The organism is Natronorubrum aibiense (assembly GCF_009392895.1).
Lineage (GTDB): Archaea > Halobacteriota > Halobacteria > Halobacteriales > Natrialbaceae > Natronorubrum > Natronorubrum aibiense.
In genome coordinates this window covers 338,466-361,728 of the sequence record NZ_CP045488.1, presented here as the reverse complement: position 1 = coordinate 361,728, position 23,263 = coordinate 338,466, and the positions used below count along the sequence as shown (strand labels likewise).

Genomic DNA, 23,263 nt, shown 5'->3' with positions numbered 1-23,263 from the left:
TTACCGGTCCTCCACAGCCAGCCGATCGGCTGCAACACGGGCGTCTTCGCGTCGGTTCACGTTGATCGCGAGTCGTGGATCGTAGCTTACGTGTGTCATGGATTCAGGTTCGTTCGCATCGCCGACGACGTTGACCCCGGTCGGCGCGAGGTGATCATCTGGTTCGAGCGTCGAGTCGATACTGACGCCGAGCCGGCGTTTCAGTGCCACGGGCACGCAGACGGTCTGCGAGGCGTCGCTCTCGCCGTGGACCGCGAGCACTCGGTCGACCGTGGCTCCCGACAGCAGCGGGAGATCGGCCGCGACGGTCAGGATTGGCGGCTCGATCGCGGGGCGCTCGAGCAGCGCCATGAGGTCGATCACGTAGCCATCGCCGTCGGTTTCGACCGTCGTCACGCCCTCGGCTCGCTCCAGATGCGCCTGCGTCTCCGGCGCGTTCGGCGAGACGGCGGCGTAACGGGTGTCGACGCGACTCGACTCGAGGGCCGAGAGCACGCGGTCAACCATCGCCACGCCGTCGATCGGATAGAGCGGCTTCTCGTGGGGACTCTCGAGGCGGCTGCCTTGGCCCCCGCACATCACAACAGCGTCCATGCGATCACCCCCGCGTGGACGCCCACGATGCGGCCGATCTCGTTTGCCGCGCCGAAGATGTCGCCGTTGAGCCCGCCGAGCTGTCGACTCGCCCAGTACCACGGGAGCCCGATGCCAGCGACGGCGCCAGCGAGTGCGACCGCGCTGGCTGGGTGTGGCCACGTCAACGCGACCGCGGGAAGGGCGACGACGGCTGGGACGACGAACGAGACGGGCCTCGAGGCGGCGGTGAACTGCTGTCCCATTCCCTCGTGGTTCGCGTGGCCAAAACAGCACATTGCGGCCAGGCCGAGTTTCGTCCCGACCTCGGCGGCGACCGCGATGGCGACCGCCGCGAGGACGGGCAAACCGGCCAGCGCGAGGCCGGCCAGCGCGAGCGCAGCGACGACAACCGAGACGGCCAGCAGCGCGCCGACGCCGGTCGTCGTGTCCTTGAGGACCTCGCGCCGGCGCTCCGTGTCGCCGTGGACGACGAGCGCGTCGCCCAGATCCGCCACGCCGTCGAGGTGGTGGATGCCGACGACGGCGTAGGTCGCGAGCAGGTAGCCGACGGCGACCGTCGCCGCCGGGAGCACGTCGGCTGCGAGCAACGGCACCGCAGCCAGCGCCCCGGCGACGTAGCCGACGACCGGAAACGCCGCCGGCCGCGAGCGAAACGCGTCCCAGTCGCCGTCCCGGTAGCCGACAGGAAGCCGGGTGAGAAAGCCGAGCGCGCCACGCACCGCGGCGAGGTGGTGACGGATCATGAGATGACCACCTCGAGCGAGCCCGCCAGCGCTGTGATTCCGGCTGCGAGCACGACGGCAAGAAGCGCTGCGACGACGCCACCCCGACCGACGACGACGACGGCGCGTTCCCCGTCGGCAACCGACGGCAGGTCGGCACCGGTGTTGAGATCGTAGACGCCCGGCTTCGTGAGCCGAACCGAGAGGACACAGGCGAGCGTCGCCATGGGCCACCCCGAGTTGGGCGAGGGTGGGTCTCGTGCCCACTCGCGCGCACGAAAGACGGCTTTTGGATCAGCGCCAGCGAGTGCGATCGCGACCGCCGTCACTCGAGCCGGGAGCCACATCACGAGATCGTCGAGGCGGGCGCTCCCGGTACCGTGGGGTTTCGACGGGTAGCCGAGCATCGAATCCAGCGTGTTGACGCCTTTGACCCACGCTGCAGCCGCTGCAGCGGCCGGCAGCGAGATCGGCGCGAGCAGGGCAAACGGGAGCAGCGTCGCGACCAGCCCGTCGGCGAGGTTCTCGCCGGCGCTCTCGACCGCCCCGCTGCGGATCTCCGCCGGTGACAGCGTCGACGTGTCGCGGCCGACGAGTCCCCGGATCTCCTCGCGGGCCGTCTCGAGATCGTGGTCAGCGGTCGCTGCGACGACTGTCTCGGTCAACTCGAGCAGCGAGCGCAGGCTAGACGTGACGAACAACACGAGTCCAGCGGCGAGGACACCGAGGAGCGGTGAGACGACACTCGCCGCGAGGACGAGCCCGCCTGCGACGGTTGCCGGAACGAGCGGGACGACGAGGGCAATGGCGAAACCCGCCAGTCGCTGGCCGCGCTCGCTTGTGGCCCACTCGCGGTCCAGCGGGGCGATGAGCCGTCCCAGCCACGCCACCGGATGAGCGGCGTTCGGCGGCTCACCGACGAGCAGGTCGAGAGTGAGCGCCAGTCCGATGATAATGATCGTCGTCAGCAACACGGCGTCTCCCCTCCGCTCGTCCGGTCGCTTTCGTTACGCCGTTCGCCGCCCGGCCGCACGGTCATGACTCGTCCGTCTGCTCGTGGCCCGCCAGCCGGGCCGGAATCGACTCGAGTGGATGCTCTGTGAGCAACAGCGCCGTTCCGCCGACGGCTTCGATACCTCCGTCGGTCCGCGGATCGTCGCCGACGTGGACGAGGTTGGCTGGTTCGACGTCGAGTTCGGCCGCGGTGAGTTCGAAGATCTGTGGGGCGGGTTTGCGCCAGCCACAGCCGACGCTCGTGACGATGGCGTCGAAATCGTCGCGGTCGAACGCGGAGCGGACGAGTGTTCGGCCTACCAGCTCGGGCACGCTGCAGTTCGAACAGATTGCGATCGGCCCCCGCTCGCGGGCAGCCTCGACCGCTTCGACGGCACCGGATCTGGTCTCGACCTCGGGATCGAACGCCGAGACGACCGCTCTGCGGGCCGCGTTTCGCTCGTAGCTCACGTCGCGACTCGAGAGTGCGCGCGAGACGTGTGCCGGGAGCGGTACTTCCGCACCCTCGGGGGCGTCGACGTGGGCCTCGGTGTAGGCGTCGCGCCAGTCGTCGGGGACGTCGACGTCCCGTTTTTCGAGCTCCGTCGCGACGGCTGCGGCCGGATCGGTCGGTCTGTCGGCGGTCACGAGCGTGTCAAAGAGGTCGAACGATACTCCCACGTTCGCGTAACTAGCGCAAGTTGACTTTAGCGTATCGAGGCTGGGTCGGGATCACACGGCCCGCGGGCCGACGGCGGGACGGATGTCGTCAGTCCCGTGGATCGAGCCACACGGCTTGTCTCGAGAACTGACGTGAAAGACGAGAGACAGGGAGAAAAACGGAACTGAGAGACAGAATCCGAAGTGTGCTCAGGCGAGTCGCGCGAACGCGAGGTTGCCGGAGATGTTCTTGATGTAAATTTCGACGACGTCGCCTTCGTCGGCGCCGGGGACGAAGATCGTGTAGTTGCCCTTCTCGGCGACACCGTCGCCCTTGCGGCCGGTGCCGGTGATCTCGACGGTGTAGGTCTTGCCCTCCTCGACGGCGTCGGCCTGCTGTTGTTGTTGGCTGCTCGCGGAGCGTTTGGTAACTGGGCGGAACGCACCACAGGCGTCACAGCGCAGCATCGGGGTGCGGTCCTCGCGGACGAGGCGGGTGTCCGGCAGGCCACACTCCGAACAGAGGACGTACTCGTCAACGTAGGCGTCGACGGCCGCGTTGAAGTCCGTCTCGGAGAAGGTCCCGTTGTACCGGCCACGGCCGTCCTCGAGTTTGCCGCTGGTCCCCATCTCGCGCTGGATGAATCGGTGTAAGTGTTCGTCTTCGCGCGAGAGGACGTCGGCGATCTCGCCGAGGTTCGTAAACCGCGTGAACGCACCGTCTTTCTGGGTCTCCGCATCGGGGATCTGCAGTCGCTGTTCGTCGCCACCGATGTCCGGAACGTCTTCCATCGCTCGGTCGAGACTCGATTCGTAATCCATACGCGAGAACAGAGGATGCTGACGTAAATCGGTTCTGCTATCACAGTCGGGGACGGCACGGCGTCCGGTGACAGGACGTCGCTGGGCGGTCGCGAGTGTTCCGTCGCTACAGCGAGTCGCCCCCGCGCTTGCCGACCGACCCCTGTTTTTTCTCGTCGAGCTCGGCGAGCTCGCGCTCGGGATTCGCCTCGTTTGGCGATCCAGCCTGACCCGTAATCTCGCCGTAAACCGCCTCGCGAACTTCTTCGGCGCTATCGAACTGCTCGCCGGCCAACCGATCGAAGACGCTGCCGAGCGACTCCGTCTCGTTCGGCAGGTCGATCGCCTCGGAACCGTACTCGGTGGCGAGTTCTTCGCTCGTGACCGGGTACTCGAGGTCGCCTAGATGGCGCTCGACGTCCTCGAGAACCGACTCGGTCGTCTCGGCTCGCTGTGACTTCCGTCGTTCGGCACGGTCCTGTGCGCGGTCACGGCTGGGGCCGTCGTCGCTCATAGCCAGAGCTACCGTTGGCCGACGGAAAAACGGCTGGCCGGCGTATTCTTGTGAACCGCTCAGCCGTTAGTCCTGCGGGAACTCCTTCAGAAAGCCGCGGAACTCGGTGTGGTGGGCCTCTTCGTCGGCCAGAATCGTCACCGCGACGTCTTCGGTGACGGGATCGTTCGCCTCGGACGCCGCCTCGTGGAGCGATCGGTAGGTCTCGATCGCGTCGTCTTCAGCCTCGAGGACGCCCTCGATGACCGACTGGACGTCCGTCGTGTCTTCGGGTGGCTGGAGGCTGTGCTGGCTGGCCTCGAACGCCGCCGAACCTGGCGGCGACTCGTCGAGTTGTTTCAGTCGCTCACCGAGCATTCGGGCGTGGTCGAGTTCCTCCTGAACGTCTGCTTCGAGGCTCGATTTGACTTCCTCGGCGTGGACGCCATCCAGGACGATGGCGTTCGTCTGGTAGTTCATTACGGTCTCGTGTTCGTCGATGTAGGCCTCTGTCAGGAGGTCGGTGATCTCGTCCGTCGTCATGCGACGATGGACTACCACGGCGACTCCTAAAACGGTGGTCTGTGCGTTACCTGAGAGTCACGTTCCGATTACAGTCGAGCCACCACGTGCCGTAATCGCTGACGCGCGAGCGGTGCGATCGTCCGACGGTCTCAATCCGATACCAGCCCTCTTGTGGGTCCCGCCCATTAATGCATCCATATGCGCGACCTCGACGACACCGACCTCGAGATCCTCGAGTTACTGCTCGAGAATTCCCGCCGACCGTACAAGGAGATCGCCGACCACGTCGGTCTGACGCCACCCGCTGTCTCGGATCGGATCTCGAGACTCGAAGCACAGGGAATTATCCAGGGGTTCACGATCGACGTCGATCGGGAGCGACTTCGAGGCGACGTGCCCGTCTTAGTCGAACTCGAAGCGAAACCAGCCGCCGTCGACGACGTGTACGCCGCTGCGGCCGACCTCCCGGGCGTCGAAAGTGTCGCCGAAGGGATGGACGGACGCGTGATCGTCCACGCGACGCTTCCCGAGGCGACCGCCCGCTCGTGGCTCGAGTCGGAACTCGACCTCGACCTGCTGGTCGGCTACGACGTCACGCTGCTCGCGCGCTCGGATCGCGCCTTCGGCCTCTCGGCTGAGGGGTTCTCGCACGAGTGCGTGGTCTGTGACAAGCAGATCACAGGCGACGGCGTCACGCGGACGGTCGGCGGCGAGGTGAAGACGTTCTGTTGCCCCTCCTGTGAGGACCGATACGTCAGCGAGTACGAGGCACGTCAGGAGGCCCTCGAGTAACGACTGTCTGTCGCCGTCCCGTCGTTTCGCCGTCCGTGGTGGCTGCCGCGGTAGCGCCGACTCGAGGGCCGGAACGACGGATCGGTCCGCTGAAAGTAGACGAACGCAGACTCTCAGTGCAGATAACCGATCGTTTCGAGACTCGTCGACGCCAGAATCGGTCCGTCCTGACCAAACGTCCATCGACGAGCGCGCGCCAGCGCTCGAGCGGGCCTCGAGACCGGCAAATCGGTCGAAATCGCGTCGTGAATCGGGGTCGACCCGACTCGAGGAGGATATGGTATTAGGGTGTTGTGTTCTGTATTAGGCCGTTTACGTCATGCGATTTTTCGCCTACTACGTGATTGCGTGAACCGATGTCATATCAACGATCGACCACCACAGCGTTAGGTTTATATATATCGTCGCACCTCGGATTCAGATACAATGTCTTCACAAGACAACCCGTCCTCTGACACCAGTCAGGGGGGTCGAGTTCTTCCAGGGCACGTTAGATTCCACTGACGAAATAGAGTCAGCACGTGTCTTTGATACCACCCTCCGGGATGGTGAACAGTCTCCCGGAACTTCGTTCTCCTACGACGACAAACGGCAGATCGCGTCCATTCTGGACGAGATGGGCACCCACGTCATCGAAGCTGGGTTCCCGGTCAACTCGGACGCGGAGTTCGAGGCCGTTCGTGACATCGCGTCTTCGACGCAGGCAACGACGTGCGGGTTAGCCCGCGTTGTCGATGCGGACATCGAAGCCGCACTGGATTCGGGCGTCGAGATGGTGCACACGTTCGTCAGCACCAGCGACGTCCAGATCGAGGACTCGATGCACACCACACGGGACGAAGTCGTACAGCGCGCAGTCGACGCAGTCGAACGTGTCACCGAAACGGGAACGACCTGTATGTTCTCGCCGATGGACGCGACACGGACCGACGAGCAGTTCCTGATCGACGTGATCGAGGCGGTCACGGAGGCAGGCGTCGACTGGATCAACATTCCGGACACCACTGGCGTCGCGACGCCGACCCGGTTCAAGGCCATGATCAAGAAGGTCGCGGCCCACACCGACGCGCGGATCGACGTCCACGCACACGACGACTTCGGACTGGCCACCGCCAACGCGTTGGCCGGCATCGAAGCGGGAGCGGACCAGGCACAGGTCTCCGTCAACTCCATTGGCGAGCGGGCAGGCAACGCCGCCTACGAGGAGTTCGTGATGGCCGTCGAGTCGCTCTACCAGACCGATACGGGGATCGACACGACCCGCATCACCGAACTCTCGGAGATCGTCGAAGAGAAAAGCGGCATGGGGACGCCGGGCAACAAGCCGATCGTCGGTGACAACGCCTTCTCCCACGAAAGTGGGATCCACGCCGCCGGCGTCATCGAAAACTCCGATACGTTCGAGCCCGGCGTCATGACGCCGGAAATGGTCGGTGCCAAGCGCCGACTGGTCATGGGCAAACACACCGGGACCCACTCGGTCCGTGAACGCCTGCACGAACGCGGCTTCGATCCGACCGACGAGCAGGTCAAAGCGGTCACCCGCCGCGTCAAAGACTACGGCGCCGAGAAACGACGGGTCACCGTCGACGATCTGGAGCGGTTCGCCAAGGAGGCTGGCGTTGAACGCCAGACAGAGGAGGAGGAGGTGCGCGTCTAAGCGATGTCTTCCCCGTTTGCCACCGCCCGCGAGCCCCTGCTGTGGCGCTCGAGCGGTTCGATCGACGAGACTCGCAAGGATTATAGTCCTCGAGGGACCTACGTCAGTAGTAATGACGGTCCGCGCTCAGCTGTCGGGTCGCCTATCCGCGGTCGACAGCAGCGCGCTCGCTTCGATTCGTATTGTAGGGGCACTCTCGCCCCTCATCTAGTATCCCGTAGCTCCGGTCCCGAATTCGTCGCACCGTTTTCACAGCGACAGCAACTCCAGCAGATGACACCCTATTACACACCCAGAGCCACAACGGATCGCCGCACGGCGGCGGGAGGCAATCGATGAGCGAACGCGCAGCAAAGGTCACACCAGCTGAAACGGACGAACAGGACGACGACCAGATCACGGACAGCGCAGCACCGGACGCGGTCACCGAACCCGACGCCGACGCGGCGTCAGAGTCGACGACCGAGCCCGTCACCAACGGTGCCCAGTCGGTCGTGCGCGCCCTCGAGAACGCGGGCGTCGAGTACGCCTTCGGCGTGCAGGGCGGGGCGATCATGCCCGTCTACGACGCGCTGTATGATTCCGAGATCTATCACGTGACGATGGCCCACGAACAGGCGGCGGCCCACGCGGCCGACGCCTACGGCATCGTCTCGGGCGAGCCGGGCATCTGTCTGGCGACGTCCGGTCCCGGCGCGACGAACCTCGTGACGGGGATCGCTGACGCCGACATGGACTCGGACCCGCTGGTCGCCCTGACGGGCCAGGTGCCGACGGCGTTCGTCGGCAACGACGCTTTCCAGGAGACCGACACGACTGGCGTCACGAAGCCGGTCACGAAAGACAACACGTTCGCGAGCGATCCGGATCGGGTCGGTAGCGACGTCAGCGAGGCGTTCGCGCTCGCCCGCGAAGGACGACCCGGCCCGACGCTGGTTGACCTACCCAAAGACGTCACCAAATCCGAGACCGACCGCGAGCCCGACGAGCCGAAAACGCCCGATACCTACCACGTGCAGGAACGGGCCAACGCGGAGATCGTCGCCGCCGCGGCCGAACGACTCGAGAACGCAACTCGTCCCGTCATGCTGCTCGGCGGCGGCGTCATCAAAGGCGAGGCCAGCGAGGCCTGCCGCGAGTTCGCGATCGAACACGAGATCCCGGTCATCACGACGATGCCCGGTATCGGGGCGTTCCCCGAAGATCACGAACTCTCGATGGAGATGGCCGGCATGCACGGCACCGGGTACGCCAACATGGCGATCACCCACTGTGATACGATGCTGGCAATCGGGACGCGATTCGACGACCGCTTGACCGGCGGCATCGAAACGTTTGCCCCCGACGCGGAGATCATCCACGTCGACATCGACCCCGCCGAGATCTCGAAGAACATCCACGCGGACTACCCGCTGATCGGCGACGCCGAAACGGTCGTCGAGCAGCTTTCGACTGCCGTCGAGACCTCACCGGAAGCCAAGAAGTGGCGCGCCCAGTGTCAGCAGTGGAAATCCGACTACTCGATGGCCTACGACGCGCCCGAGGACGAACCGGTTCAACCCGAGTTCGTCGTCGAGGCCTTAGACGAGGCGACGGCCGACGACACCATCGTCACGACCGGCGTCGGGCAACACCAGATGTGGGCCTGCCAGTACTGGACCTACACCGAGCCCCGAACGTGGGTCTCGAGTCACGGACTCGGGACGATGGGCTACGGCCTGCCCGCGGCGATCGGCGCGCGACTCGCAGCCGACGACGACCAGGACGTCGTCTGTATCGACGGCGACGGCTCGTTCCTGATGACACTGCAGGAGCTGTCGGTTGCGGTTCGCGAGAACTTAGACATCACCGTCGCGGTGCTCAACAATGAGTACATCGGGATGGTTCGACAGTGGCAGGACGCCTTCTTCGGTGGCCGCCACGCCGCGTCGGACTACAACTGGATGCCCGAATTCGACAAGCTCGCCGAAGCCTTCGGCGCGGCCGGATTCCGTATCGACGACTACGACGACGTTGCAGAGACGATCGAAGAGGCACTGGCCTACGACGGCCCCTCGGTGATCGACGTCCACATCGATCCCGACGCCAACGTCTACCCGATGGTGCCAAGCGGCGGCGACAACGGACAGTTCGCACTGACGGAGGATCAGCTATGAAACGTGGCTTAGATGGACCGGCACCCGAGGAGCGACCAACGCCCGCGGGCCGGCGCAACAAGCAAGGCATTCGTATCGATCCCGAAGTCGAGGCGACACACGACCCACGTCGGACGGTCATCTCGGCGCTGGTCAAACACGAGCCCGGCGTGCTCTCTGACGTCTCGGGACTGTTCTCGAGACGGCAGTTCAACATCGAGAGCCTGACGGTTGGACCGACCGAGGACGAGGAGCGTGCCCGAATCACGGTCGTCGTCGAGGAACCCGACCCCGGCATCGACCAGATCAAAAAGCAGCTGCGAAAGCTGGTGCCGGTGATCTCGGTTCGCGAACTCGAGCCCGACGCGATGCGCCGGGAGCTCGCTCTCGTGAAAGTCGCCGCCGACCGACCTGACCAGGTCGCTGCCGTCGCGGACATGTACGGCGGCAAGACCGTCGACTCCTGTCCGGAGACGGCGACGATCGAAATCACCGGGACCCGTCAGAAGATCGAGGCCGCGGTCGAGACGTTCAGTCAGTTCGGCATTCGGGAGATCTCCCGAACCGGTCTGACGGCGCTCGCCCGAAGCACCGACGAGACGGCCGCGCAGTCGCCGGCCGTCGGTACCGAGGAGATGAATCGACAGGACAAACACCCCCACACCCAAACAGCAGACGATGACTGACGAATTCACTACCGACATCTACTACGACGATGATGCAGACGTATCGACGCTCGACGACGAGACCGTGGCCGTGCTCGGCTACGGCAGCCAGGGCCACGCCCACGCACTGAACCTTCACGACAGCGGGGTCGACGTCGTCGTCGGCCTGCGCGAGGACTCCTCCTCGCGCTCGGCAGCCGAAGCCGACGGGCTGACGGTCACGACGCCAGCCGACGCCGTCTCGCAGGCATCCTACGTTTCCGTCCTCGTTCCCGACACGGTTCAGGCCGACGTCTACGAGAACGCCATCGAACCGAACCTCGAGGCCGGTGACACGCTCCAGTTCGCCCACGGGCTGAACATCCACTACAACCAGATCCAGCCGCCGGAAGGCGTCGACGTGACGATGGTCGCCCCCAAGAGTCCGGGCCACCTCGTCCGCCGGAACTACGAGAACGACGAAGGAACGCCCGGCCTGCTGGCGATCTATCAGGATACGACCGGTGACGCACAGAAGCGAGCCCTCGCGTACGCGAAGGCGATCGGCTGTGCCCGTGCTGGCGTCATCGAGACGACGTTCCAGGAAGAAGTCGAGTCCGACCTCTTCGGCGAGCAGGCCGTCCTCTGTGGCGGCGTGACCGCGCTGGTCAAACACGGCTACGAGGCGCTGGTCGATGCGGGTTATTCGCCCGAGATCGCGTACTTCGAGTGTCTCAACGAACTCAAACTGATCGTCGACCTAATGTACGAAGGTGGGAACATGGAGATGTGGAACTCCGTCTCCGACACTGCCGAGTACGGCGGGCTCACCCGTGGCGATCGCATCGTCGACGACCACGTTCGTGAGAACATGGACGAGGTCCTCGAGGAGATTCAAAACGGCGAGTTCACGCGCGAGTGGATCGTCGAGAACCAGGCCGGTCGACCGAGCTACAGTCAGCTCCGGCAGGCCGAGCAGGAACACGAGATCGAAGACGTCGGCGCGCGACTGCGCGAGCTGTTCGCTTGGGCCGACGACGAGAGCGAAACCGAACCCGAGTCCGCTGAAGTGACGGCGGACGACTGAGCACACCCCACACAATGAGCGAACACGACACGACAGAGACGATGGCTGACGTCAGCCACACCAACCCCTACACCGGGGAAACGGCTGGCCGACTGTTCAGCCGCGGCCCGACCGTCGCGACGGACGGCGGTGAGCCGAGCGCGACCGATTCGAACGGCAAAACAGAGAACCGAACGATGAAAGACGTCGATCACACGCCGCCGAAACAGGCGGCCGACGCAAACCGCGTCTTCGAACGCGGCAGCGAACACGAAGACGAAGACGCCGTAGAGGACGTAGAATGAGTGAGGGAACACTGTACGACAAGGTCTGGGATCGACACAAAGTCACCACGCTGCCGACCGGACAGGATCAGCTGTTCATCGGGCTGCACCTCATCCACGAGGTCACGAGTCCGCAGGCGTTCGGGATGCTCCGCGAGCGCGACCTCGAGGTCGCCTATCCGAAGCTGACTCACGCGACGGTCGACCACATCGTGCCGACGGCCGACCAGTCCCGACCGTACGAAGAAGACGCCGCCGAGGAGATGATGGCCGAACTCGAGGAGAACGTCCGCGAGGCGGGCATCGACTTCTCGGACCCGACGTCGGGCGATCAGGGGATCGTCCACGTCATCGGTCCAGAGCAGGGGCTCACCCAGCCCGGCAAGACGATCGTCTGTGGGGACTCCCACACCTCGACCCACGGCGCGTTCGGCGCGCTCGCCTTTGGGATCGGGACCTCTCAGATTCGGGACGTGCTCGCGACGGGCACCGTCGCGATGGAGAAACAGAAGGTCCGCAAGATTCAGGTCGACGGCGAACTCGGCGAGGGTGTCGAAGCGAAAGACATCATCCTCGAGATCATCCGCCGACTCGGTACCGAAGGCGGCGTCGGCTACGTCTACGAGTACGCTGGCGAGGCCATCGAGAACCTCGGCATGGAGGGTCGGATGTCGATCTGTAACATGTCGATCGAAGGCGGCGCTCGCGCGGGCTACGTCAACCCCGACGAGACCACCTACGAGTGGCTCGAGGAGACCGACTACTTCCAGGACAACCCCGAGAAGTTCGACGAACTCAAACCGTACTGGGAGTCGATCAAATCCGACGACGATGCCGAGTACGACGACGTCGTCACCATCGACGCGAACGAACTCGAGCCAGTCGTCACGTGGGGGACCACGCCCGGACAGGGCGTCGGCGTCACCGAGCCGATTCCGGCCCCCGAGGACCTGCCCGAGGAGAAACAGGACACGGCCCGACGCGCACAGGAGCACATGCGCGTCGAACCCGGCGAGACGATGGAAGGCTACGACATCGACGTTGCCTTCCTCGGGTCCTGTACGAACGCCCGTCTGCCCGACCTGCGCCGTGCCGCCGAGATCATCGACGGCCGACAGGTCGACGACGACGTCCGTGCGTTGGTCGTCCCCGGCAGCCAGCGCGTCCAGCACACTGCCGAGGAGGAGGGCCTGAAAGACATCTTCGAGGAGGCCGGCTTCGAGTGGCGCAACGCCGGCTGTTCGATGTGTCTCGGCATGAACGAAGACCAACTCGAGGGCGACGAGGCCTCTGCTTCCTCCTCGAACCGGAACTTCGTCGGCCGACAGGGTAGCAAGGACGGCCGCACCGTCTTGATGAACCCGCAGATGGTCGCCGCGGCGGCGGTCACCGGGGAAGTAACTGACGTGCGCGAACTGAAGGAGGTGACCACTGTATGACTGACACCGACGACGTCGAGATTCCGAAAGTCGATTCCGTCTCCGGCTCGGGGATCCCGATCCGAGGCAACGACATCGACACCGACCAGATCATCCCTGCGCGATTCATGAAGGTCGTCACCTTCGATGGGCTGGGTGAGTTCGCCTTCTTCGACCTGCGATTCGACGACGACGACAACCAGAAAGACCACCCGATGAACGAGGATCGGTTCCAGGGTTCGTCGGTGATGGTCGTCAACAGCAACTTCGGATGTGGCTCCTCGCGCGAACACGCCCCGCAGGCGCTGATGCGCTGGGGGATCGACGCGATCATCGGCGAGAGCTTCGCCGAGATTTTCGCAGGCAACTGTCTCGCCCTCGGCATCCCGACCGTGACGGCCGACAGCGAGACGATCCAGGAACTGCAGGACTGGGTCGACGAGCACCCTGACGAGGAGATCGACATCGACGTTGAAGCCGAGACGGTCACCTACGGCGACGACACGATCGACGTCACCGTCGACGAGGCCCAGCGCAAGGCCCTGGTCGACGGTGTCTGGGACACGACGGCGCTGATGAAGTCCAACGCCGGCGAAGTCCGTAAGAAGGCCCAGGAACTGCCGTACGTCGACGACGCGGCGATCCCTGAGGCCGAGTAACGCCAAGCCAATCGCGGCTTCGCCGCTTTCGAACCGACCACCGCACTCGAGCGGACTCGAGTGTCGTTTTCACGCAGGCGTCTCGAACGGTGACCGGCGGCGATAGGTTCCGAAATCGCCAGCGCTTTCGGAGATCCACGCCTGTATACGGTATGTCTCGAGCCCTCGATGTGTCGCTGTTCCTGTTGCTCGCCGTCTTGTGGGGGCTGTCGTTTCCCGCAATCGCGGTTGGCCTCGAGTATCTTCCGCCGCTTTTGTTCGCCGCCTTCCGATACGACATCGCGGCCGCCTTGCTGTTAGTGGCTGCCGTCACGCTGACCGACGAGTGGTGGCCCACCGGACGGAACAACCTCGCCGCGATCGCGGGCGGCGGACTCTTTCTCGTCGCTGGCAACGGCCTGTTGTTCATCGGCCAGCAGACCGTCCCCAGCGGCGTCGCCGCCATTTTGCAGGGTCTGGTCCCCATCATCACCGCACTGTGGGCGATCTTGCTGCTCGGCGAACGCCTTTCGGCGGTCGGTGCCGTCGGCGCTGCTGTCGGCTTCCTCGGCATCGGACTGGTCGTCCAGCCCGATCCGGCGAACCTGCTCGCAGGCGACACCGTCGCTCGGTTGCTCGTCGTCGGACAGGTCGCCAGCGTCGCCCTCGGCGGCGTGGTGGTCCAGCGGGCCGGCCCGACCATCGAACGCGTTCCACTCGTCGGCTGGTCGATGTTCGTGGGCGGGCTCGTCTTACACGCCGGCAGCCTGCTAGCCGGCGAGTTTCCGTCCGCCGACGCGATCGCCCCGATGGCGATCGCCATGCTGGTTTATCTCGGCGTCTTCTCGACGGCGATCGCCTTCTTCATCTACTTTCGGATTCTCGAGGAACACGGCGCATTCGAGGCAGCGCTGGTCGCGTACGTGGTCCCGATCGTCGCGACAGTGGCGGGCGTCTTCCTGCTCGGTGAGTCGATCGGTGCGGCGACTATCGCCGGGTTCGCCCTCGTCGCCGTCGGGTTCGTGTTGCTCAAACGGCGTGCGATCGCCGACGCGGTGGGACTGACCTCCGGTGTTAGTAGCCCCTGACAGTGCCGTGACCGGCAGGCTGGGGTGAGTCGACTGTGTTCGAGTCGCCGACCGACCCCGTCTCCGAGTGTGACGGCGTCGAAAGGGAGAAAACACTTATAGTACCGTTGACAATCCAGGGCAACTTCGGTTTCAGCCCCAATGACTGTCCCTCCAACGGATCGAACAACTACCAAGCAGCGACACTCGAGGGGTCTCGAGTCGTTCCGAGCGGTCCTCGAGTCACGTCTTGGCATCGACCCGCGAGCCCTCGGTGCGTTCCGGATCGTACTCGGCGTGCTCTTGCTCGCCGATCTCGCGGTCCTCCGGCTGCCGGGACTGGGCACGTTCTACACCGACGCGGGCGTCTTTCCGCGGTCGACGCTTCTGGAGGCGTATCCGACGGTCGGACGGATGTCGATCCACGCGCTGTCCGGGGCGGCGTGGTTCCAGGCGGTGTTGTTCGCGATCGCCGGCGGGTTCGCGTTCCTCTTGCTCGTCGGTTATCGAACCCGCCTCGCGACGCTTGGCTCACTCGTCCTGTTCGCGTCGCTGCACGCCCGTAATCCGCATCTCGTTAACGGCGGTGACACGATCCTGCTCAGCTTTCTTCTTTTTGGCCTGTTCCTCCCGCTCGAGGACCGGTGGTCGCTTGAGGGCCGTCGCCAGCCCGACCGTCGCGGTCGCCGCGTGTGTTCGGTCGCAACGGTGGCGATTCTGGTGCATTTCGTGGCCATCTACGTGACGAACGCGGTGCTCAAGTTTCAGAGCGAGCCGTGGATGGACGGCACGGCGGTCCAGCAGATCTTTCAGTTGAACCAGTATCTCACACTGCTCGGACCGGCGCTTTCGGCGTACCCGACGGCACTCGCCGCGATCAACTGGCTCTGGACGGCCGTGTTGACCGCCGGCGCGTTGTTGCTCGTCGTCACCGGGTGGCGTCGCATCGCGCTCGTGGCGGCGTTCGGCGCGACACACCTCGGGATGGCGGCGACGATGCGGCTGGGCGTGTTCCCGTTCGTCATGATCGCTGGCCTGCTGTTGTTCCTCCCACTGGGAGTCTGGGATCGGCTCGAGCGACTCGTCACCGTGTTCGGTCTCGAGACCGAGAACGGATTCGGTGCTCGCTCGACGGTCGACGGTGACGGTGCGCCCGCGAACACGACGGGAGACGGCGCTCCGTCTCGCCTTCGGCGCGGTCGTCGTCTCGTCGCCTCCGGGCTCGTCGCGTGTCTGCTGATCTCGAGTCTGCTCTGGCAGGCAGCTGGAATCGGCGTCGTCGACACGCCGGCGGTGGAGGGTGAACTCGACGAGGCGGGCTGGACGTTTTTCGCACCAACTCCGCCGTCGGCACACAGCTGGTACGCCGTCGAGGGGACCCTCGAGTCCGGCGAGACTGTCGACATCGCCAACGCACGCCGCGACCGGCCGCCGACCGCCGCGGAGACGTATCCGAGCACGCTCTGGAAACGCTACGGGATGGAGCTACGCTACGCCGACGAGACGCAGTACGAATCGGCGGCCGCGTACCTCTGTCAACGGAGGGACCGCGAGGTCGACTCGCTGACCATCTCGCTCGTCGAACAGCCCGTCGACCCTGACGGCCCAGTCAGTGAGCCGACAGTCTACGAACGCATAGAGTACGACTGTTGAGCACCGAGTTGCGTCGGTCAGCGTCGCCAGTATCGATACCCTCTTTTCTCACCCCCAGAGAGATGCAGACATGACTCACGAAATCGCCGTCATCCCTGGCGACGGAATCGGACAGGAAGTCACACCAGCCGCGATTGAGGTCCTCGAGGCGCTCGATATCGACTTCGAGTTCGTCGAAGCCGACGCAGGCGACGCAGTGAAAGCGGAAACCGGTGAGGCGCTGCCCGAGGAGACCTACGAGCTGGCGGCGTCAGCTGACGCGACGCTGTTCGGTGCGGCCGGCGAGACGGCAGCCGACGTCATCCTGCCGCTCCGAGATGCAGTCGGCTCGTTCGTCAACATCCGCCCCGCGAAGGCGTACCCCGGCATCGACGCCGTCCGCCCCGAGACGGATCTGGTCTTCCTGCGAGAGAACACGGAAGGCGTCTACTCGGGCCACGAGGACCGCCTGACCAACGACGTCTCGACGCTGACCCGCGTCGTCACCGAGTCCGCCTCGAGAGAGCTCGCCGAGTTCGCCTGCGATTACGTCGACACCGACGACCACGACGGCTTCACCATCGTCCACAAGGCAAACGTCATGCGCGAGACCGACGGCTTGTTCCGCGACACCGTCGCCGAGGTCGCCGACGAGCACGGCGTCGAGACTGACGAAGTGCTGATGGACGCCTTCGCGACGCACGTCTGTCTCGACCCCGAGCAGTTCGACGTCGTCGTCTGTCCGAACCTCGCGGGCGACGTCCTCTCGGACCTCGCAGCCGGCCTCGTCGGCGGGCTCGGGCTTTTGCCCAGCGCCAACGTCGGCACCGAGCGCGCGCTGTTCGAGCCCGTCCACGGCACCGCACCCGACATCGCCGGCGAAGGCGTCGCGAATCCGGCTGCGGCGATCATTTCCGCCGCGATGCTGGTCGAGTATCTCGGCTACGACGAAGAGGCCGACGCCATCAACGAGGCCGTCGAGGCGACACTCGAGGAGGGTCCGCGAACGCCGGATCTGGGCGGCGACGCGTCGACTGAGGACGTGACCGAAGCGGTCATCGACCGCCTGTAGGACACCACGTCGCCACGGTCCGAATCGACCGTCGCCGCAGTGGTTTTTGAACAATCCTGCTCTTTCGACCATCAGTTGGCTTACCGTTATAACGGGTCACGTGGTAGCGCCCGTCCATGACTCGAGACGACACCCTCGCCGGCGTCCGCTCACGTCTCATCGACACCGACCGCCTCGAGACGCACGTCCTCGAATCGGGCGGACGAAGCGAGACAGTCGGCACCGACGGCACCGTCGTATTCCTCCACGGCAACGTCTCCTCTTCCCGGTTTTTCGAGGACGTTATAGCGGACCTGCCGCCCCGGTATCGGGCGATCGCCCCCGATCTGCGGGGGTACGGCGATTCGGAGCCGAAAGCCGTCGATGCGACGAACGGGCTCGGCGATTTCGAGGGCGACCTCCGGGCGCTGCTCGCCGACCTTGAGCCCGACCCGCCCCTGACGCTCGTCGGCTGGTCGAACGGCGGCGGGGTCGCGATGCGGTATACGATCGACAACCCCGACGCCATCGACTCGCTCGTCCTCATCAACCCGCTTTCGCCCTACGGCTTCGGTGGGACGAAAGACCTCGAGGGAACGCCTTGTTTCGACGACTACGCGGGCTCCGGCGGCGGCCTCGGCAACGACGAGTTCGTCGCCGGCCTCGCGGATCGCGACCGCAGCGAGGGTGGGGAGTCGTCGCCGCGGAAAGTGTTGCGAACGTACTACGTCAATCCGACCCACGAGTTCGATCCAGAGCGAGAAGAATCGTACCTGACCGGCATGCTCGATACGGCCACTGGCGACGAGAACTATCCGGGCGACGCGACGCCGAGTGAGAACTGGCCCGGGGTTGCGCCGGGCGAGACTGGCGTCAACAACGCGGTTTCGCCGAAGTACTGCTCGCTCGAGTCGATCACCGAAATCGACCCCGATCAGAAACCACCGATCACCTGGATCCGCGGCGCGTCGGATCAGATCGTCTCCAACGAGTCGCTGTTCGACGCCGGCACGCTCGGTGAGATGGGTGCGATGCCGGACTGGCCCGGCGAGGACATCTTCCCGCCTCAGCCGATGGTCGACCAGACGCGAGCCGTCCTCGAGTCCTACGCCGACGCCGGCGGCCAGTTCGAGGAGGTCGTCTTCGGCAACACCGGCCACACGCCACACCTCGAGGTGCCCGGCGAATTTTTGGATCGCCTCGAGACGGTTCTCGAGGGGTGAGCGGTTCGCTCGAGACGGGACGCAGAATAGAATCGAAGCGACGACTGTCTACGAGTCGGTGACCTCGAGCGTCCAGTCGCCGCTGGCCTCGACGTTGATCCAGACGGCCCCGCCGGCGCGGTACGATCGCGAGTTGTCGAACGTGCCGGTCTTGTTGACGATCGATTCTTTGCTGCCGTCGGCACCGTAGCCGTCGACGACGAAGTCACCGTCGCCGTCGTGGGACACCTCGAGTCTGACGTCGGTGTCGGTCCAGATCGGCCCGACGAAGCCCGATCCCGAGCCGCTTGCCTCGACCGGGAGCGAGTCGAGGTCGTCGGCGTGAACCTCCGGCTGGAAGAGGTCGATCGACCACGTGCCGTCGGCGTCGACCTCGAGTCGATACGTTCCGCTTTCGACCGCGGCGATCGACTCGCCGGCGGTGATTCCGGAAGTGGTTACCAGCGAGTCGTCGCGACCGTCGCCCGTTGGCATCAGTTCGACGGTAAAGTCGCCGTCGCCCTTGTGGGAGAAACTCGCGCTGAGAACGCCCTCGTCGAGGTCGATGGTCAGTGATTCGGATGACTCCGACCCTTCGAACGCGTAGGACTGGCCCGCTTCGATGATCGTCCCTGTCGGTCGACCGTCGTCGACGACCTCGTCGTCTTCGTCGTCGGACTCGAACGTCCCGTCGACGAGATCCGACGGCGTGATGACGTCGAGTCCGCGGTGCTCGATGTGGTTGAGCAGGTGTTCGAAGTCGTCGAGTGACATCTTGTTCGCGTCGGGGTGGACGTCCTCTTCGTCGACGATTCGCGGGATTCGAAGTACGGTGAGGACCTGATACTGATCGGCGAGGTTGATGTGGCGACGTACGCCGTTGTGAAGCGCAGGCCCCCAGATCAGCGGGATCGTGTGCATCCCGGTCGGGGGGATGCCGGACGTACAGGAGCCAAAGAGGAACGCCGAGTCGTAGACGTCTCTGATGAGCTCGTTGGTCGTCGCATCCATCCGGTCATCGGGGATGAACAGATGCCGCGAACCGTCTTCGAACCCCTCCGATTTGAGCATATCGCGGTTGGTCTCGAGGACCTGTCGCTGTCGGCTTTCGGGCATCTCCGGGAGCGCCATCGACACTCGTGGGTACGAGCAGACGTCCCAGCCACGACCTTGGAGTTCGCTAAGTTCGGCCCGCCCCATCCGGCCCTGATCGCCGATTCGGTCAGGGCTGACCGGAACCGCAGCCGCCCAGCCGCGCTCCTCGAGCATCTCCGCGGCGATGTCGTAGTGGGAGTCGTGGCCGCCGTAGAACGCCAGGATCGCTTTGCCGTTGTCGGCTCCCTTGGTTCGACGGAGGTCGTCGACGAGCATTCTCGTTTTCCCGTCTCCCGGTCCTACTGCCACGATGTTGATTCGGGTGACGTTCGACAGATCCGGCTCGCCCTCCGGCTTGTGCTCGTAGCCACAGTCGAGGCGGAACCAGCCGTCGAACTCGTCGGGAATCGTCCGGACGGTGTTGAGCCGCGCGTCTCGATCCGGCGCGAGGAACTCGACGACGATCTTGTTCGCCGCTTCCGGCTTGACGGCGAGGGAGGTATCCCACTCGCGGAGGTCGAGCCCGTCGGGGAAGCGGAGGTTGATACTGGCCTCCCGCTCGTCGCTCTCCATGACGGCTGCCTGGGTACCGATCCGCGCCTCGTCGGGCGCGGCTGAGAGGTCGGTCTTCCACGCGTTCCACTCGTTGAGATCCTCGAAGTCGGAGAGCGATTCGCCCTCGTCGATCGCGGGCCAGCGGATCGAACCGCTGGCGGCGCCAGCGCCGCTCTCGTCGTCACCGCCCTGTGAGGAGACTCCATCCGCCACGGAGTCCGCCTCCGAGAGGAAATCCGTACAGCCTGCCAGCGCAGCCGACGTCGCTCCGGCAGTGGTCAACAGCCACCGTCGAGAGCGCCCGTCGCTCGAGTTGCGTTCGTCGTTCATCTGTCGTTACCAGAGACGTGCCAGCCAGAGTACTTGTTAATAGAGCTGTTAAACGACCCGCCGCTGATGCAATCCAGAATCGCATCCGATCGAAACCGTTTATCAACTTGTTAAGACGTATTTCAGGCCGTTTCTAGCGGTTTTAGAACGCGATCCAGAACCGGACTCGAGCGGCGTTCAGTTCCGTTTCAAACGCTTCATACGGGCCGCTGATCGTCTCAAACGACGTCGAGATCGGCCCGATCGACGCCGGCGAGTTCGACCAGCGCGTCGGCCTCGAGCAGGTGACAGTCGCCAGGGATCACGAGCAGGTGCAGCGGGTCGCCGAACTCGCGGTCTGCGAGGGCGGCCATCGTATCGGCGTCGACGAGCGGGTCCGGACTGCCCGCGCGGGCGACGACGACGCCGACGAGGTCGGGATACTCCTCGGCGAGCAGTGCCGCGGCCACGTCGGCAGTCATGTACTCCTCGATCGTCTCGTCGCCCTCGAGACGGTTCGTCGCGGCTTCGTTGTCGACTTTGATGTCGAGGTAGACGACGGTGTGCAGGCCGTCCTCGCGGTTGTCGTCGATCGTTCTCGTCACGCTCGCGGGAAGCCCGTCAGCGCCGTGGGCGTAGGGAAACGGCAACGTCGTCGCCTTCCCGAAGCGGTAGTTCTGGAGGCCGGTCAGTGCGCTCGTGGCTGTCTGGGCGGTCACGCCGTGGATCACCCGCGTCTCGATGCCCCGGTCGTGAGCGCGCAAACGCAGGTCAACGTGGGTCGTCGAGATCATCGTATCGCCCGCGGTGAGGAAGGCGACGTCCTCGGTTTCGGCGGCGTCGAGGATGTCGTCGGGGTGTTGTTCGACGCCCGCGCGGTCGCGAACCTCGATGTCGACGTCGTGGTGGGACTCGAGGTCCGCGACGGTCGTGCCGATCAGTTTGCTGGTGTAGAACTCGGCGTAGACTCGGTCGGCGTCGCGAAGCGCCTCTTGGCCCTCGACGGTGATCGAACGTTCGTCGTAGAGCCCGAGACCGATGAAGGTGAGCATAGCGCCGCTAGTCGACAAACCCGCTATAACCTTTCGAGTCGGCCGTCGCGGGCGCTCACAACGAGATGTGTGAGGTCGAGTCGGGGCCGTCGTCGTCCCCGTCGCTGCTACCCTCGTGGAGGAACGTCGTGTCGTCGTCGGTGAGATACACGGTGTTGTCGGCGCTGACGGTGATGTCGACCGAGGGGAGTGTCGTCCCGGCGGCGTCGCCGTTGTCGCAGTGGCCCGAACACGCGTCGAACATCGACCCGTGTCGGGGACAGATGAGCTGGCCGTCGCGCATCGGGACGCCCCGTCCCGTATCGAATCGCTGTGCTTCGTGCGTACAGCGGTTGATCCACGCCGCGACGCCGTCGTCGGCCGCAGGCCGACTGCTCGTCGAGCCCTGCTCGGTAGCGTCGTCGCAGGGGACGAGGATGACCTCCTCCTGCTCGCCGTACTGATTTCGAACCGTGAACAGCCACGAGCCCTCCTCGTGGACCGTTTCCACGGTCGTGAGTTCCTGCATAGGATCGCTAGCATTGCCAGTCTGAAAACCGTTTACCGGCTCGGTGGCTCGAGGCCGTCCTCACGGCCGCCGCGAAACGTCACCGTTACGGCGGACGACCGGCTTTTCGGGGGTATGGAAGTGCCGTGTGTCCGCGTTTCGCTCGAGGAGGGGGAGCAGACGCGTCGCGAACTGGCGGACGCGGACCTGATCGACGACGAGTACGAACTGACCGTCGAGGATGGGTGCCTCTACGTACCGGTTACCGACCCCGACGCGGTGCCCGATTCGCTCGAGTTGGTCTCGATGACCGTCCCCGAGCGCGAGACGCAGACGACGCCCGCCGACGTGCTCGGGTTCGACCCCTCTTACGAGCGACTCGGCAAGGCCGTCTTGCTCGACGAGGACGACGACGAGCGTGCCCGCGGGATCGCCGACGCCGTCCTCGAGTCGGATCTACCCGTTGACACGGTGTTGAACAAGCAATCGAAGGTCAAAGGCGAGACGCGGGTGCGCGACTGGGACCTGCTCGCGGGCGAGGATACCGAGGTCGTCCACCGCGAGTACGGCTGTGAGTTCGCACTGGACCTCGCCGAAGTCTACTTTTCGCCGCGGCTCGCGACCGAGCGCCATCGAGTCGCCGAGCAGGTGAGCGAGGGTGAACAGGCCTTCGACATGTTCGCCGGCGTCGGTCCGTTCGTGATTCCCTTCGCGAAACGCGGCGCAGAATGTGTCGGCGTCGACGTCAACGAAGACGCGATCGAGTATCTGCGCGAGAACGCCCGCCGGAACGGCGTCGAAGAGCGGGTAACGGCGATCTGTGCGGACGTCCGCGAGGTCGCCGCCGAGTACGAGGGGTGGGCCGACCGCCTCGTGATGAACCTCCCTCACAGCGCCGACGAGTTCCTCGAGACCGCAGCCACCCTCGCGGGCGATGACTGCGTGATTCACTACTACGACATCCAGCACGAAGACGACCCCTTCGGTCCCGGCGAGCGCGCGATCCGTGCGGTCGCCGAACCCGAGTACGAGGTCAGCGTCGAAACCCGGCATACGGTCCGTTCGTACGCACCACACGAGCTCAACGTCTGTCTGGATGTCCGACTCGAGCGATAAGGACGGCCACGGGACCCAATCGCACAACCACGGCGATTCGCAATCCTTATGACTGGTATCGACCCTACGAATGAATGCACTCGCATCGGACAGTGATAGACCGATGGTGTGCCGGTGTAGCTCAGACTGGCAGAGCGAATCCTTCGTAAGGATTAGGTCGAGGGTTCAAATCCCTCCACCGGCTTGCTTTCTGCGACGAACAAACTCGTGAGCCGGTGCGCTGTTCCGGCACGAATCGAACGGAACGACGAACGGGTAGTGTTCACGCG

General features: G+C 64.9%; 23 protein-coding genes and 1 tRNA gene. 14 read left to right on the top strand and 10 right to left on the bottom strand.

Annotated features, from left to right (window positions below):
* From GCU68_RS01820 to GCU68_RS01790, 7 genes are all read right to left on the bottom strand, one after another.
* The gene (locus GCU68_RS01820) at positions 1-579 is read right to left on the bottom strand and encodes an NTP transferase domain-containing protein (RefSeq protein WP_152943543.1); all 579 of its coding nucleotides are present in this window, start codon (positions 577-579) and stop codon (positions 1-3) included.
* Positions 579-1,340 carry an adenosylcobinamide-GDP ribazoletransferase gene (cobS, locus tag GCU68_RS01815; protein ID WP_152938763.1) on the bottom strand — a complete coding sequence of 254 codons (762 nt, stop codon included), beginning with the start codon at positions 1,338-1,340 and terminating at the stop codon, positions 579-581. Before cobS ends, GCU68_RS01820 begins: the two co-directional genes overlap by 1 nt.
* On the bottom strand, positions 1,337-2,293 hold the full coding sequence (gene cbiB / locus GCU68_RS01810; RefSeq protein WP_152938762.1) for an adenosylcobinamide-phosphate synthase CbiB: 957 nt from the start codon (positions 2,291-2,293) through the stop codon (positions 1,337-1,339). The genes cobS and cbiB overlap by 4 nt, the downstream gene beginning before the upstream one ends.
* Before the next feature lie 61 nt (positions 2,294-2,354).
* Entirely contained in the window at positions 2,355-2,993 is a 639-nt protein-coding gene (locus GCU68_RS01805; RefSeq protein WP_152938761.1) for an HAD family hydrolase, read from the bottom strand.
* A gap of 189 nt (positions 2,994-3,182) precedes the next feature.
* Complete coding sequence (locus GCU68_RS01800) at positions 3,183-3,794, bottom strand: translation initiation factor IF-2 subunit beta (protein ID WP_152938760.1); 612 nt, start codon at positions 3,792-3,794, stop codon at positions 3,183-3,185.
* A 106-nt stretch (positions 3,795-3,900) separates the two neighbouring features.
* Positions 3,901-4,287 carry a DUF5789 family protein gene (locus GCU68_RS01795; protein ID WP_152938759.1) on the bottom strand — a complete coding sequence of 129 codons (387 nt, stop codon included), beginning with the start codon at positions 4,285-4,287 and terminating at the stop codon, positions 3,901-3,903.
* A 66-nt stretch (positions 4,288-4,353) separates the two neighbouring features.
* Entirely contained in the window at positions 4,354-4,809 is a 456-nt protein-coding gene (locus GCU68_RS01790) for a ferritin-like domain-containing protein (protein WP_152938758.1), read from the bottom strand.
* 180 nt (positions 4,810-4,989) lie between these two features.
* Between GCU68_RS01790 and GCU68_RS01785 the strand changes: the two genes are divergently transcribed.
* The 12 genes from GCU68_RS01785 to GCU68_RS01730 all read left to right on the top strand — a co-directional run bounded on the left by GCU68_RS01785 (position 4,990) and on the right by GCU68_RS01730 (position 18,401).
* The gene (locus GCU68_RS01785; protein ID WP_152938757.1) at positions 4,990-5,583 is read left to right on the top strand and encodes a winged helix-turn-helix transcriptional regulator; all 594 of its coding nucleotides are present in this window, start codon (positions 4,990-4,992) and stop codon (positions 5,581-5,583) included.
* Positions 5,584-5,998: 415 nt separating this feature from the next.
* The gene (locus GCU68_RS01780; protein ID WP_449411969.1) at positions 5,999-7,243 is read left to right on the top strand and encodes a LeuA family protein; all 1,245 of its coding nucleotides are present in this window, start codon (positions 5,999-6,001) and stop codon (positions 7,241-7,243) included.
* 335 nt (positions 7,244-7,578) lie between these two features.
* Positions 7,579-9,399: a biosynthetic-type acetolactate synthase large subunit gene (gene ilvB / locus GCU68_RS01775; RefSeq protein WP_152938755.1), complete on the top strand. Its 1,821-nt coding sequence runs from the start codon at positions 7,579-7,581 to the stop codon at positions 9,397-9,399.
* Positions 9,396-10,064: an acetolactate synthase small subunit gene (gene ilvN, locus GCU68_RS01770; RefSeq protein ID WP_152938754.1), complete on the top strand. Its 669-nt coding sequence runs from the start codon at positions 9,396-9,398 to the stop codon at positions 10,062-10,064. Before ilvB ends, ilvN begins: the two co-directional genes overlap by 4 nt.
* Positions 10,057-11,109 (top strand): ketol-acid reductoisomerase, encoded by a 1,053-nt coding sequence (gene ilvC, locus GCU68_RS01765; protein WP_152938753.1) that lies wholly within the window; start codon positions 10,057-10,059, stop codon positions 11,107-11,109. Before ilvN ends, ilvC begins: the two co-directional genes overlap by 8 nt.
* Positions 11,110-11,123: 14 nt before the next feature.
* The gene (locus tag GCU68_RS01760) at positions 11,124-11,393 is read left to right on the top strand and encodes a hypothetical protein (protein WP_152938752.1); all 270 of its coding nucleotides are present in this window, start codon (positions 11,124-11,126) and stop codon (positions 11,391-11,393) included.
* Complete coding sequence (leuC, locus tag GCU68_RS01755) at positions 11,390-12,811, top strand: 3-isopropylmalate dehydratase large subunit (protein ID WP_152938751.1); 1,422 nt, start codon at positions 11,390-11,392, stop codon at positions 12,809-12,811. The genes GCU68_RS01760 and leuC overlap by 4 nt, the downstream gene beginning before the upstream one ends.
* Positions 12,808-13,449, top strand: coding sequence for a 3-isopropylmalate dehydratase small subunit (gene leuD / locus GCU68_RS01750; RefSeq protein ID WP_152938750.1), 642 nt, complete (start codon positions 12,808-12,810; stop codon positions 13,447-13,449). The genes leuC and leuD overlap by 4 nt, the downstream gene beginning before the upstream one ends.
* Positions 13,450-13,601: 152 nt before the next feature.
* On the top strand, positions 13,602-14,516 hold the full coding sequence (locus GCU68_RS01745) for a DMT family transporter (protein WP_152938749.1): 915 nt from the start codon (positions 13,602-13,604) through the stop codon (positions 14,514-14,516).
* A 141-nt stretch (positions 14,517-14,657) separates the two neighbouring features.
* Positions 14,658-16,148 (top strand): HTTM domain-containing protein, encoded by a 1,491-nt coding sequence (locus GCU68_RS01740; protein WP_152938748.1) that lies wholly within the window; start codon positions 14,658-14,660, stop codon positions 16,146-16,148.
* A 70-nt stretch (positions 16,149-16,218) separates the two neighbouring features.
* Complete coding sequence (locus GCU68_RS01735) at positions 16,219-17,199, top strand: isocitrate/isopropylmalate dehydrogenase family protein (RefSeq protein WP_152938747.1); 981 nt, start codon at positions 16,219-16,221, stop codon at positions 17,197-17,199.
* Between the two features lie 116 nt (positions 17,200-17,315).
* A complete protein-coding gene (locus GCU68_RS01730) occupies positions 17,316-18,401 on the top strand; it encodes an alpha/beta fold hydrolase (protein WP_152938746.1) in 1,086 nt (361 codons plus the stop codon).
* Between the two features lie 48 nt (positions 18,402-18,449).
* On the opposite strand, the gene GCU68_RS01725 is transcribed toward GCU68_RS01730, so the two are convergent.
* The 3 genes from GCU68_RS01725 to GCU68_RS01715 form a co-directional block, all read right to left on the bottom strand.
* Positions 18,450-20,360: a polysaccharide deacetylase family protein gene (locus tag GCU68_RS01725; RefSeq protein ID WP_152938745.1), complete on the bottom strand. Its 1,911-nt coding sequence runs from the start codon at positions 20,358-20,360 to the stop codon at positions 18,450-18,452.
* A gap of 218 nt (positions 20,361-20,578) precedes the next feature.
* The gene (gene dph5, locus GCU68_RS01720) at positions 20,579-21,391 is read right to left on the bottom strand and encodes a diphthine synthase (RefSeq protein WP_152938744.1); all 813 of its coding nucleotides are present in this window, start codon (positions 21,389-21,391) and stop codon (positions 20,579-20,581) included.
* A gap of 55 nt (positions 21,392-21,446) precedes the next feature.
* On the bottom strand, positions 21,447-21,899 hold the full coding sequence (locus GCU68_RS01715; RefSeq protein ID WP_152938743.1) for a Rieske (2Fe-2S) protein: 453 nt from the start codon (positions 21,897-21,899) through the stop codon (positions 21,447-21,449).
* Between the two features lie 114 nt (positions 21,900-22,013).
* Between GCU68_RS01715 and GCU68_RS01710 the strand changes: the two genes are divergently transcribed.
* Both GCU68_RS01710 and GCU68_RS01705 read left to right on the top strand, forming a co-directional pair.
* On the top strand, positions 22,014-22,994 hold the full coding sequence (locus GCU68_RS01710) for a class I SAM-dependent methyltransferase (RefSeq protein WP_152938742.1): 981 nt from the start codon (positions 22,014-22,016) through the stop codon (positions 22,992-22,994).
* 110 nt (positions 22,995-23,104) lie between these two features.
* Positions 23,105-23,178, top strand: a tRNA-Thr gene (locus GCU68_RS01705).
* Positions 23,179-23,263 lie beyond the last annotated feature (85 nt).